General features: G+C 63.2%; 10 protein-coding genes. 5 read left to right on the top strand and 5 right to left on the bottom strand.

Translation table 11 applies throughout. The features are described 5' to 3' along the window. Positions 1-28 precede the first annotated feature (28 nt). Positions 29-1,048 (top strand): LacI family DNA-binding transcriptional regulator, encoded by a 1,020-nt coding sequence (locus tag XB14_RS07865; RefSeq protein ID WP_077961072.1) that lies wholly within the window; start codon positions 29-31, stop codon positions 1,046-1,048. Positions 1,049-1,070: 22 nt separating this feature from the next. Here the strand turns inward: XB14_RS07865 and XB14_RS07860 are convergent, their stop codons facing one another. From XB14_RS07860 to XB14_RS07840, 5 genes are all read right to left on the bottom strand, one after another. Further along, positions 1,071-2,573, bottom strand: a complete 1,503-nt coding sequence (locus XB14_RS07860; RefSeq protein WP_143348287.1) for a GGDEF domain-containing protein — start codon at positions 2,571-2,573, stop codon at positions 1,071-1,073. 234 nt (positions 2,574-2,807) lie between these two features. Beyond that, the gene (locus XB14_RS07855; protein ID WP_077961070.1) at positions 2,808-4,544 is read right to left on the bottom strand and encodes an ankyrin repeat domain-containing protein; all 1,737 of its coding nucleotides are present in this window, start codon (positions 4,542-4,544) and stop codon (positions 2,808-2,810) included. Positions 4,545-4,709: 165 nt separating this feature from the next. Continuing rightward, positions 4,710-5,537: a TolB family protein gene (locus XB14_RS07850; protein ID WP_077961069.1), complete on the bottom strand. Its 828-nt coding sequence runs from the start codon at positions 5,535-5,537 to the stop codon at positions 4,710-4,712. Positions 5,538-5,564: 27 nt separating this feature from the next. Further along, positions 5,565-5,828 carry a hypothetical protein gene (locus XB14_RS07845; RefSeq protein ID WP_143348286.1) on the bottom strand — a complete coding sequence of 88 codons (264 nt, stop codon included), beginning with the start codon at positions 5,826-5,828 and terminating at the stop codon, positions 5,565-5,567. Between the two features lie 75 nt (positions 5,829-5,903). Then, positions 5,904-7,586: an NAD+ synthase gene (locus XB14_RS07840; RefSeq protein WP_077961067.1), complete on the bottom strand. Its 1,683-nt coding sequence runs from the start codon at positions 7,584-7,586 to the stop codon at positions 5,904-5,906. 268 nt (positions 7,587-7,854) lie between these two features. On the opposite strand from XB14_RS07840, the gene XB14_RS07835 reads away from it, so the two are divergent. The 4 genes from XB14_RS07835 to XB14_RS07820 all read left to right on the top strand — a co-directional run bounded on the left by XB14_RS07835 (position 7,855) and on the right by XB14_RS07820 (position 12,907). Then, the gene (locus XB14_RS07835) at positions 7,855-9,786 is read left to right on the top strand and encodes an LTA synthase family protein (protein WP_077961922.1); all 1,932 of its coding nucleotides are present in this window, start codon (positions 7,855-7,857) and stop codon (positions 9,784-9,786) included. Positions 9,787-9,919: 133 nt separating this feature from the next. Continuing rightward, entirely contained in the window at positions 9,920-10,468 is a 549-nt protein-coding gene (locus tag XB14_RS07830) for a DUF1003 domain-containing protein (RefSeq protein ID WP_077961066.1), read from the top strand. Positions 10,469-10,749: 281 nt separating this feature from the next. After that, positions 10,750-11,172, top strand: coding sequence for a TadE/TadG family type IV pilus assembly protein (locus XB14_RS07825; protein ID WP_077961065.1), 423 nt, complete (start codon positions 10,750-10,752; stop codon positions 11,170-11,172). Between the two features lies 1 nt (position 11,173). Further along, positions 11,174-12,907, top strand: a complete 1,734-nt coding sequence (locus tag XB14_RS07820; protein ID WP_143348284.1) for a pilus assembly protein TadG-related protein — start codon at positions 11,174-11,176, stop codon at positions 12,905-12,907. Positions 12,908-13,005: the final 98 nt, after the last annotated feature.

Here is a 13,005-nt window from a genome sequence, read left to right as displayed (position 1 = left end):
ATCAAAAATCCATCAGCAGAGCGAGGCGATGGCGCATCCGTTTCTGGTCAAGGACATCGCCTTTCAGGCCGGTCTCAGCACCGCGACGGTCGATCGCGTGCTCAACGAGCGCCCGGGCGTGCGTCGGCAGACGATCGCCAGGGTTCGCGCGGCGATCGAGGAGCTGGAAAAGCAGCAGGCCGGCCTCGACATCCCGGGCCGCAAGTTCGCGATCGATATCGTCATGGAGGCGCCGGAACGCTTCACCGACGCGGTGCGCCGTGCGTTCGAGAGCGAGGCGCTGACCTTCGCGCCCACCGTCTTTCGCTGCCGGTTCCATTTCGCCGAGACGATGCGCCCGCAGGACACCGTGCAACTGCTCGACCGCATCAGGCTGAGAGGGACCGACGGCCTGGTGCTGAAGGCGCCCGATGTACCGGAGATCGTCGCCGCCGTCGCCCGCTTCGAGACAGGCGGCATTCCCGTCGTCACGCTGGTGACCGACCTGCCCCACTCGCAGCGAACCGCCTATGCCGGCGCGGACAACCGGGCGGCAGGAGAAACGGCCGCCTATCTGATCGGCGAACGCTTCGCGGGCGCGCCGGCGACCGTGCTGGTGACCCTCTCGAGTGGCCGTTTCCGCGGCGAGGAGGAGCGAGAGATCGGCTTTCGCCGCGTATTGCGCGAGCGCTACCCGGCGATCCGCATCGTCGAGATCAGCGAGGGGCACGGGCGGGATATCGAGACCGGCACCCTTGCGCATGTGGCGCTCGCGGCCAATCCCGATATCAATGCGGCCTATTCGATCGGTGGTGGCAACCGCTCGGTGCTGGCGGCCTTCGAACGCCTCGGCCGCCACTGCACGCTCTACATCGCCCATGACCTCGACGAGGACAATCTGGCGCTGCTGCGCGATCGGCGAATTCACTTCGTGCTGCATCATGACCTCAGGACAGATGCCCGCACTGCCTTTCGAACGATGATGCGCCGGCCGGGTACACAAGCGCCGGCGATCGGTCGGCAGCTTTCCGCCGTCGTGGTCATCACGCCCTACAATGTTCCGGAGTAACGCTCCCGCCGGCCAGCGGCGTTCAGGCGGCCGACTGATCGCCGTCCTTCTCCGCCGGCAGCACCATGTCATCTGCCGTTTCGAAGCGATTGCGGCCGCGCCGCTTGGCGAGATAGAGCGCCTCGTCCGCAGCCAGCAGCAACTGGCGCGCCGTCAGCCCGTGCCGTGGCGCAAAGGCGATGCCGGCGCTGCCGCCGACGACCAGCATCTGGCCCTCGAAGGCGACCGGCGTCTGCGCATCGGCGATCAGGCCGGCGGTCAGGCTGCGGGCGTCAGCCTCGCTGCAATCGCCGAGAATGACCGCGAACTCGTCGCCCCCGAGCCGAGCGACCGTGCCCTTCGGCCCCGCGCGGTTGCGAAAGCGCTCGGCCATGGCGACCAGGACGGCGTCGCCGGCGGCGTGACCGTAGCGGTCGTTGACCGCCTTGAATTCGTCGAGGTCGGCATAGACGAGCGTGAACGGATGCGTCGTTGCCCGCAGCAGGGCCGCTGCCAGCATGTCGTCGAAGCCGCTGCGGTTCATCAGCCCGGTCAGGCGATCATGCTTGGCGAGGTGCCGGTTCAGCGCTTCGCTCTGCTGCAGGGCGGCAAAGAGCGTCGAGAAGCGCAGCGCCACGAAGGCCATCAGCAGCGCTGCGACGATCGCCATGATGATGACGCTCGGCAACAGCTCGGCGCGCACGAACCCTCCGGGTGATTTCGGCATCCAGGCCGCCACGAGACAGGACGAATCCGAGCAGCGCCCGACCGACGCATAGGCGCTGCCTGCCGGGCGCTCGTTGAGGGGAACGAAGGTCAATCCTCGAATGCCCAGTCGTGCGGCGATCTCGCGCGTCATCTTCGGCGTAACCGGCCGGATGGAAACCATCAGCACCGGGACGCGGCGGTTCGTCGGAACGACCAGCGTCTCGGGGATCACCGCCTGCACGACCACCACGCTCATGCGCCCGTCGATCTCACGCAGGTCTACCGCATGGATTCCCGGTACGGCCGGCATCACGGACTGCGGATCCGGTGTCATGACATCCAGCTGAAAGCTGCCATGGTTGTTTCTGAGCGCATTGTCATAGCGGCGCCTGGCCTCGTCGATGAGATCGTCGACCCCTTCGAGGGGCACCCGCGCGGCCTCCGTAGACAAAGCCACGCCGTCCTTCAGAACGGTGGAAACATTACGTTCCGGATCCGTGAAGATGAGCCAGGAGAAACCGTAGTCTTCCCAAAGCCAGCCCGACAGCTCGTCAATCACAAAGCTGTCGCTGACCTGGCCCGCCGCCAATTCGTTGTAGGTTTTGTCCCAGAAGGAGATTTGGGCTTGGAACTGAACGACTGCATCCATCTGGTGGCGCAATTCGTTGGCGACCAACCGTCGCTCGGCGGATAGCCCGAAGCGATCGGCCTCCGTGACCGATCGGTCGAGGACATAGATGAGGCTCGCGATGATCAGGACCGCGACCAGAGTACAGGCGGCATGGATCGCCCAGACCGTCTTGTCCCGTTTTGCCTGCCGCAACGCCTTTTCCACCACGCCAGTCCCCCTCGTCCGTACCGGCCATGCCGGGCATTCTAGCACTTGTGGAGTGCGATGCGCGACGACGGCAGCCGGTACTGCCGCACCCTAGCGGTCAAAATCGAAGTTTGGCTTAAATAAGCTGGTGTTGAAATACTTAACGATTTCAACCGGCTGATTCTGCCGACAATCAGCGGTCGCAGGGGGTGGAAGAGAGCGCGGGCCAACGTCCGTGCCCTCCTCCTGGCATCGTTATTCTCGAGCCGCCCTTGAAGCGCGCAGCAAGGCGATGATCTCCTCATTGCCTCGTTCCTGGGCGAGCTCGCTGATCGACGGGCCGGCAGCGCCATCGCGCAAGCGCGCATTCGCTCCCCTGTCGAGAAGCAGCCGCACCGCATCCGCCTGCCCGTTGATGACGGCAAAGGCGAGCGGCGTCATCCAGTCGTGCTGCGGCTCCGGCCTCCCATGCCCCCGGAAAGAGCCGAACGGCGTCTCGATCAGTGGCGGCTGCCGGTCGAGGATCTCCGCCAGCCGCCCGGTCACGCCAAAGGATGCGGCGGCAAAGACATCGAGCGGCTGCTCCTTGAGGAAGCGCACCATCTCCGCCTTGCCGTTATATTGCGCCCAGCCGATCGGCGGCGCGTGGTGGTAAGGGTCACGGGCCATGGCATCGGCGCCGTGATCGAGCAGGCGCCTTGCCATTTCGATATGCCCATGCAGCGCCGCCTCGTGCAACGGCGTGCGCGACGTCATGCGGTTGACGTCGAAGCCAAGCGACAGCATCAGCGCGACCGCACGATGCCGATCCTCGCCCGCCGCCTCGTGCAGCATGGCCGGATGCGCGGCTTCAGTCCGGGCGACAAGCGTCGGATCCGCGTCCACGAGCGCCTTCGCCTCGTCATCCTTCACTTCGGCAATGGCACGGGCCAGCCGGTCGGCATCATCGAGGGGCGCCGCTGTCGCACCGCGCGAAACGAGGTACTGTGCCAGCGCCGGATCGCCGCCGAGCTCCGCCCATTGATAGGGCGTGCGGCCCTTGATGGCACGGTTGACGTCGGCGCCGTGCTCGACGAGCAGCCGCACCCGATCGGCCATGCGCTTTTCCAAGGCCCACGCAAGTTGATAGTCGAAGACGCGCTCGCCGTTTTCGACCAGTTGGCCATCGTTGCGCACCAGCCAGTTGTTGCGGTCGTCGGCATTGAGGCCGTGAGCGAGCAGCAGCTCGAGGCAGGTGTTGTCGGCTTCGAACATCCGGTTGTAGAGCGCCTGGCTGTCATTGGCCCGGGCACCGGCAGATAGCAGCAGCCGCGCAAAGGCGACGCAATCTGGATGCGGCGGCTGCCGTTCAGGCCCGGCTTCGCCCTCGCCGAAGACGCCGGTCAACGCCGTGAAACGATACTGGCCGTCGTCGAGCCAGTAAGCGTTCGGGTCGGCGCCCCGTGCGATCAGCCGTGCCCCGGCGGAAAATGAGGAATGGCTGGGGACACGGGCATAGGCGGCGTAGAGCAGAGGTTCCCAGTCGTGCGGACCGCCGCGCTTGTTTACGAGCTTGGGGTCGCGGTCGAGCCAATGGTCAATCGCCTCGGCGTCGCCGAGAGCTGCTGCCACATGAATGCTGTCGTCGGCGATCCCAGGGTGTTCGTCCAGCAGGGCAAGCGCCTGAGAAAACCGTTCAGGATCCGCCGCTATGTCACTGAAATAAGAGACCGATGCGAGACCGAGAAAACGATTGGCAAGCTGCTCCGTCGCCGGCTGTGCGGCGCCTGCCGTTTCAAAGTGCCGCTTCAGCCGCGTCCAGCTCGCAAAGCCGAATTCGCGGGCAAGCACGAGTTGCGCATCCTGGAGACCCATTGCGGCGGGATCGGAGAAATAGAGAAACGCCCTCTGGCGGGCACCGGCATCGCCGGCCTTTACGGCTTTCAGAAAAGCCTTGGCCTGCTTGCGGATCGTATCGAGGGTAAGGTTCGCGGAAAGATCGCGCGTGATCATGAAAGACCTCCTTTCATTCACGTCCGGTATCCGCGCCCACAGACTGAAAAGAGGTGTGGCAACCAAGTTCAGTGAGACAGGTGGGCCGTGCCCTTCCCGCGGATCGGATGCGCCCTGCGAACGAACGAAGCGCTAGCACGCCGGCGGTATTCTTGTCCAGCTTTCTCAGCTTTCCGGTTCGTAGCGCACGAAGGCGAAGCGGTCGCCCGTCGGCGACCAGTTGGGAACGTTGATCGTTCCCTGCCCGCCGAAAAGCTCGAACAGCACCCGCGCATTGCCGCCGTCCATGTCCATCAGCCTCAGCCGGACGTCGAGGTCCCTTGGATGATCGAAGACATCGCCGTCATAGGAAAGCACCAGCAGATGCTTGCCGTCAGGCGACGGATGCGGAAACCAGTCGCCATAGGGGCTGTCGGTGATCCGCGTGACGTCGCTGCCATCAGGGCGCACGCGCCAGATCTGCATCCGGCCGGTGCGGCTGGAGTTGAAATAGATCCATTCTCCATCCGCCGACCAGTCGGGCCCGTCATTGCGCCCTTCGCCATGGGTCAGGCGCGTCTCCTCGCCGCCATCGACCGAGATCGTGTAGATGTCGAAGACCTGGTCGCGGATGCCGCAATAGGTGAGCGTCCGCCCGTCCGGCGACCAGCCATGCCAATAGGACGGCAGGTTGCGGGTGACGAGCCGCGGCCTGCCGCCTTCCGCCGGCAGCAGATAGATTGCCGATTTTCCGAACTCGACCTTGTCGCTGATCGCAATCGTGCGGCCATCCGGCGAGATGCCGTGGTCGTTGTTGCAGAGCGTGGCAAAGTCCGTGTCGATCTCCACGGGGCCGGCACCGTCCAGGCCGAGCCGATACAGGCGGCCGTCGCCATTGATCACCAGATGCGAACCGTCCCGCGACCAGTTCGGCGCCTCGACGAGCCTGTCCGTCTGCCAGACGATCTGCGTTTCACCGGTCACGATGTCATGGATTTCGACGGAACTGCGCATTTTCATCTCCCGCCGCCGCAAGGACGGCTACTTGCGTTCTTCACCAGACGACAGTGTTGCCAGAACCTTGGCGCAGACCGATTGCATCAGGACGGAATCGCGCCGCTCGCGCCACGTCGAGGCCAGGCCCCAGGCGAGCAGCAGCAGGATGCAGACGAAGGCAACGCCGAGCATGGTCAGGCTGCCGGTCGCAAGGCCATAGGTCCCGAAGACGGCCGGCGTCGCGAAATAGGCAATCTGCGCCGAAAGCTGCCTGCCGGCGGAGATGTCGCTGACCGACCATAGTCGCATGAGCCGGATTTCCTCGTCCGTGAACGCTGGACGGCCTTGCCGGCCGTCCGTCTCTTCGGAGGGGGCCTCCATCGACTAGCCCCGATCGCGGAAGCGGTTGGTGATCGGGTAGCGGCGGTCGCGGCCGAAGTTCTTCTTGGTGATCTTGACGCCCGGCGCCGACTGCCGGCGCTTGTATTCGGCGATGTAGAGCAGGTGCTCGACCCGGTGAACCGTCGCTTCGTCATGGCCGCGGGCGACGATCTCGTCGGTTCCCATTTCCTTTTCCACCAGGCATTCGAGAATGTCGTCGAGCACCGGATAGGGTGGCAGCGAATCCTGGTCCGTCTGGTTGGGACGAAGCTCGGCCGAAGGCGCCTTGTCGATGATGTTCTGCGGAATGACGATGCCGGAAGAACCGAGCGCGCCCGGAGGCACCGTGGTGTTGCGCCAGCGCGAGATCGCATAGACCTGCATCTTGTAGAGGTCCTTGATCGGGTTGAAGCCGCCGTTCATGTCGCCGTAGAGCGTGGCGTAGCCGACCGACATCTCGGACTTGTTGCCCGTGGTCACCACCATCGAGCCGAACTTGTTGGAGATCGCCATCAGGATCGTGCCGCGCGCGCGGCTCTGCAGGTTCTCCTCGGTGATCCCGGATTCGGTGCCTTCGAACGTATCGGAGAGCGCGCTAAGGAACCCTTCGACCGGCTCCGAGATCGGCACGATGTCGTAGCGGCAGCCAAGCGCTGCAGCGCACTCCTTGGCGTCCTTCAGCGATTCCTGCGAGGTGTAACGGTAAGGCAGCATGACGGTGCGCACCCGTTCCTCGCCGAGCGCATCGACCGCCAGCGCCGCGCAGATGGCGGAATCGATGCCGCCGGAAAGGCCGAGCACCACGTTCTTGAAGCCGTTCTTGTTGACGTAGTCACGGAAGCCGAGCATGCAGGCTCGGTAGTCCGCCTCCTCCCGCTCCGGCAGCCGCGACTTCAGCCCGGCCTCGCAGTGCCAACCGCTCTCGCCCTTCTTCCATTCGACGATCGAGATCGCCTCTTCGAACTGGCTCATCTGGAAGGCGAGCGACTTGTCCGTATTGAAGGCGAAGCTTGCGCCGTCGAACACCAGTTCGTCCTGGCCGCCCAGCTGGTTGGCGTAGATCATCGGCAGGCCGGTCTCGATCACCTGCTTCAGGACCACCTGATGGCGCACGTCGACCTTGCCACGATAATAGGGCGAACCGTTCGGCGACAGCAGGATTTCAGCGCCGCTTTCAGCCAAAGTCTCGCAGACGCCGAGATCGCCCCAGATATCCTCGCAGATCGGAATGCCGATGCGCACGCCGCGGAAATTGACCGGTCCCGGCATCTCGCCCGGATCGAAGACGCGCTTCTCGTCGAACTCGCCATAATTCGGCAGATCGACCTTGTCGCGGATCGCGATCACCTTGCCGTCGTCGAGCACTGCCACCGCGTTGTGGCGCCCGGTCTTGGCAAGCCGCGGGAAGCCGATGATGACGCCCGGCCCGCCATCGACCGTTTCCGCCGCCAGCTTTTCGACCGCCTGGTAGCAGGCCTTGAGGAATGCCGGCTTCAGCACGAGATCTTCCGGCGGATAGCCGGAAATGAACAGTTCCGTCAAAAGCAGGAGATCGGCGCCCTGTCGCGCCGCGTCGGCGCGCGCCTCGCGCGCTTTGGCCAGGTTTCCGGCGATGTCGCCCACGGTCGGATTGAGCTGGGCAACGGCGATGCGAAGGAGCGAGGGGGCGTTTTTATGGGCGGTCATGAGCGGGCCTGTCGGTCTGTTCTGAACGATTGCATCTGACTTTCGCAATGTTCTTTAGCGCAATCTGCGGGAAAATACCCACAGGCAATCGCCGCCACGCGAAAAAATCCGAAAAATTCTGTTTTTCCCGGTCCTTATACCCGGCTGTTCGCGCGCCTTTACGCCACGAAAAGCCACCCTCGATCCCGGTTAAGAAACCATTCATCCCCTGTTCAAAATGACGGGCGTATGACAGTTACACGACGCATTTATGAAATTGGAGAATATGTTGGCCAGTATCGATTCCGCTGTCGCGAGAGGCTCACGTGTCTATGTCGACCGACCCGGCTTCACCGCGCGGCACGCCAAGACGCTCGCTTCCACGCGCAGCGCACTGTTCTCCCTGTTCGTTGCAGCTAGCCTTGTCTTCGTCGTTGAACTCATCGTCCGCCAGTCGCTGACCGATACCGTCGCCTATGTCCTCGACCCCACGCGCCCGGCGCTGACGACCATCGGCATATTCTTTCTCATTCTGCTCGCTGTCGACGGCCTTTTCGGCCGCGAGCACAAGTCCGCCGTGGTGATCGCGCCGCTCGCGCTCCTGCCGGCCGTCATCTGCCAGCAGAAACAGGTCTTCCTGTCCGACCCGCTCTACCCGACCGACTTCCTGTTCGGCCGCCAGATCATGGAACTGATGCCCGTTCTGGTGAAGGATCGCCCGTGGACGGCCGTCGGCATCGCGGTCGGCCTCGTCGTCACCGTCGCCGCAATTGCGCTCCTCCTGCGCTTCGCCTGGCGCACCTTTCCGAAACTTTCGAAGCGCGAGCGCGTCGCCCGCCTCGCCTTCGCTCTGCCGATGCTCGTCGCCTTCTGGAACATCATGGACTACAACCAGTTCTCCTGGATCCGTGATCGCCTGAAGGTCATCCCGATCATGTGGGATCAGACCGAGAACTATAAGCACAACGGCTTTGCGCTTGCCTTTGCCATCAACTTGCCGATGGCCAATGTCAGTGCGCCCGCCGGCTACATGGTCGACGCGATCGACCGCATTCCGGTCAAGCCGCTTCCGGCCGGCACCTCCCATCGCGGCAAGCCCGACGTTATCGTGCTGATGAGCGAATCCTTCTGGGATCCGACGCGCCTGCCGAACGTCAAGCTGTCGCCCGACCCGATGCCGACCATCCGCGAAATGCAGTCGGGCAATGTCTTCTCGCCGGAATTCGGCGGCATGACCGCCAATGTCGAATTCGAGGCGCTGACCGGCTTCTCCAACGCGTTCCTGCCCTATGGCAGCATTCCCTACCAGCAGTACATCCGCAACCCGATCCCGTCGCTCGCCACCTTCTTCCGCGGCGAAGGCTATGTCTCGCGCGCCATCCACCCCTTCCAGAGCTGGTTCTGGAACCGCACCGCCGTCTACAAGGCCTTCGGCTTCGACATGTTCAAGTCGGAGGAGAACATGCCGGCGATGCAGAAACGCGGCATCTTCGCCTCGGATGAATCGCTGACGAAGGAGATTATCCATCAGGCCGACGCGATGGACGATCCGTTCTTCTTCTTCGCCGTCACGCTCCAGGGCCACGGCCCCTATGAGGCGAACCGCTACGCCAAGAACACCATCAAGGTCGAAGGCGACCTGCCGGAGGCGGACCGTCAGGTGCTCGCCACCTATGCGCAAGGCATCAAGGAGGCCGACGACAGCCTGAAGATGCTGATGGACTGGGCGAAGAAGCGCGATCGCGAAACGATCATCGTGCTTTTCGGTGATCACCTGCCGCCGCTCAACACGGTCTATACCAGCACCGGTTTCATGAAGGGTGTGACGGCGGAACGCAAAGGTTCGAAGGAGCAGATGAAGGCGCAGCATGAAACGCCGCTGGTGGTCTGGTCGAACAAGACCGGCCCGAAGAAAAACGTCGGCACCATCAGCCCGGCCTTCCTCTCCTACCAGATCCTCAAGCAGTCCGGCTACGAGCACCCCTATTACACCGGCTTCCTCGGCAAGGTTTTCGACCAGTACCGCGTCGTCGACCGCTACATGCTGATCCGCAAGAACGGCAAGGAAGTCGCCGAGTGGTCGCGCCAGCCGAAGGTGCCCGCACTGCTGCGCGACTATCGCTTCCTGCAGCACGACATGATGTTCGGCGAACGGTTCTCGACCGATCGGTTCTTCAAGTCGCATGCGGATCTCTACGCAAGCGCGGCTGAAACCCACTGACGCGAGAAGCCGGACCGGTCGCAACGGTCCGGCTTCGGCTTTCCGCGATGTTTCGCACACCGGCATCGCAAAACCCCTGCGGATTTTTGCGCGGCATGCCCTAGATTTCTTCCGGCCAACACCGGAGATCGCCATGCCGCATTTCAACGACATCTCGAAACAGCTTTTCGGCAAGCCGCTCAGCGAGCTCGGCGAGATCGAAGCCCGCATCCTCGCCCACGCGCGCGACCGCCGCACCCTTTCCACGGATTCTCACGCAGCGTTTACGGCCGGGCTCTCCTTCGGCGACAGGCTCGCCGACAACATCGCCCGCGTCGGCGGGTCCTGGAGCTTCATCATCGGCTTCTGCGGTTTTCTCGTTTTCTGGGTTCTGTTGAATTCGGTGCTGCTCCTCACCGGCGCCTTCGATCCCTACCCCTACATCTTCCTCAACCTGGTGCTTTCGATGCTTGCAGCGCTCCAGGCGCCGGTCATCATGATGTCGCAGAACCGCCAGGCCGAGCGTGATCGCTTCGCTGCCTCGAAGGACTACGAGGTCAATCTCAAATCGGAAGTCGAACTTATCGCGCTGCACCACAAGGTGGACGACGTGCTGCTCCGCGAGATCTCTGAGCTGCGCGCGGACCTGTCGGCGCTCAACCGTCAGCTCGAACGTCACCGCTCGCCCCCCGCACAGGAGTGACCGGGCACCGACAGAGACCGGCCGGCGCGCAGGTGAAAGGGGGTAGCTCTGCGCGCATTTCAGCGCCACGGACAGGGCGCGCGCAGCCCGCGCGACAGGGCGAGAACTGGCTCACTTTCATAAACCCTAATTCAACCATGGCTACACATTTTGCAACAAGTGCGAAAATCACGCTGTTTCAACAACTTATCGGAGTATGAAAAAATTAATATTTGAGGATCAGGTTATGGGTGCAGGGACATTCGAAAAATACAGCAACGTGGGTACGCGGAGATGCTGCAATGTCCAACTTCAAGCGCCTGTTAGGTGGCCGAGACGGGGCCGCCGCGATCGAGTTTGCAATCATTGCACCGCTGTTCTTCATGTGCGTGCTGACCTTGATCGCCTACGGCATCTACCTCAGTGCCGCCCATTCCATCCAGCAGATCGCGGCCGATGCCGCCCGCACCGCAATCGCCGGCCTTTCCGAAACCGAGCGTGAACGGCTCGCGACCGACTATATCCGTCGCACGACGATGGATCAGACCTTTATCACGCCGTCACGCATGACCGTCACCGTCAAGGATGACGCCAACAACACGAACCAGTTCACCGTCCGCATCAAGTACGACGCCGGCGACCTGCCGATCTTCAACCTGTTCACGTTCGCCATGCCGAGCGAACAGATCGAGCGCTTCGCAACGATACGCATCGGGGGGGTCTGATATGCTGTGGAAACCCATGCGGGCCCTTTCCCGAGAGCATAGCGGCAATATCGGGATCTCGGCCGCCCTCGCCATGCCCTTGGTCATTACCTCGATGGCCCTTGCGATCGACTACGGCTATCTCACGGTCCAGAAGCGTGAAATGCAGTCGACGGCCGATCTTGCTGCCATTGCGGCGGCCGCCAACGTCACCACCGCCGAGAAGGCGGTGCTCAATCACTTCGCCAACAATGGCCTGAACTACGGCGTGATGACGCCGAGCGGATTGATGACCGTCGACGGCAAGGTCTTGGCGCCTGGCGACGTCAACATCGCCAAGGTTGACGGCGTTGCAACCGTTGCGCGCGGGCGATACGTCCCCGATCCGTCGGTCGATGCCGGTCAGCGCTTCGTCAAGGATGCAACGCCGACCGACGCCGTGCAGGTGCTGCTCGAAAGGAAGGGCGATATCTTCCTCGCCTCGATCTTCACCACCGCGCCGGACCTGGCCGTCTACGGTACGGCGGCGAGTTCGAAGATCGCAGCGTTCTCCGTCGGCTCGCGCCTTGCCAGCCTGAACGAGGGGCTGCTCAACTCCATCCTCGGGCAGATGCTCGGCACGACGATTTCGCTGAAGGTCATGGACTACCGGGCGCTGATCGATGCCGACATCGATATTCAGCCGTTCCTGAAGATCATTGCGACCCGTCTCAGCCTCACAACTGCGTCCTATGAGGACGTGCTCAAGGCCAAGCTGACGATGCCGCAGTTGCTCGCCTCCATGCGGCTCGTTCAGGGGCTGTCCGGAACCGTGACGGCGGCCCTCAGGAGCATCGAGCTTTCCACCGCAAGCGACAAGCGCACCTTCACCCTGGCGCAGATCCTCAACCTCGATCCGAAGAAGAGCCTGCAGATCGACGCCGGTTCCAATTGGGCAATGCGGGTGAGCGCGCTGCAGATCGTGTCTGCGGCTGCGGCGATCGCCAATGGCCAAAACCAGATCGCGCTCAACGCCGTGGCCGGCCTTCCCGGCATTGCGTCTGCCAAGGTCAAGCTCGCGATCGGCGAACCACCCGTAGAAACGCCCAGCCACCGCCTCGGCACGCCGGGCGCGGCGGTTCGCACCGCCCAGACGCGCCTTGCCGTCGAGGTCAACGTCGATGGACTTGCAGCACTTGCGGGCATTCGCATTCGCCTGCCGATCTATGTCGAGCTCGCCTATGCGGAAGCCAAGCTCGCCGATATCAGATGCTATGGCGGCACGCCGGAGAATGCGTCGGTCAGCGTCGATGCGGTGCCTGGCGTCGCTGAGATCGCGATCGGCGACGTCGATCCGGCGGTTCTGTCCAACTTCTCGTCCGACGCGCGCGTGCAAAGAGCCAAGCTCGTCGACGCCCTGGTGGTCAAGATCGATGCCCTCGCCCATGTCGAGGCACAGAACCTCAAGCCAACGCGCCTGAGTTTCAGTCCGTCCGAGGTCGCCGCCCGGTCGATCAAGACCGTTTCGACCAAGGACATCCTGACGTCGACGACGCAGACGCTGCTCAACAATCTCGACCTGAACATCCAGGTCCTGTTCCTGACGCTCGGCAGCCCGACGATCGTGCAGCAGGCGCTGGCCCAGACACTCGGAGCCGTCACCAAGCCGGTCGACGATCTGCTCTACAACCTGCTGCTTCTGGTGGGCGTCCGGGTCGGAGAGGCCGATGTCCGCGTCACCGGCGTCAAGTGCCAGCCACCCGTGCTTGTTCAGTAAGCAACAGCGAACGCGTGATCGGGCGTCCCACGGCAGACCGTCGGGAGCCCCGATGAACAATTTCGTGAGTTGACACGTTATGCGCAAGGTAGCCCTGT

The sequence above is a fragment of the Ensifer adhaerens genome, from assembly GCF_002007205.1.
Taxonomy (GTDB): domain Bacteria; phylum Pseudomonadota; class Alphaproteobacteria; order Rhizobiales; family Rhizobiaceae; genus Ensifer; species Ensifer adhaerens_D.
This window is presented reverse-complemented; position numbering and strand designations above follow the sequence as displayed.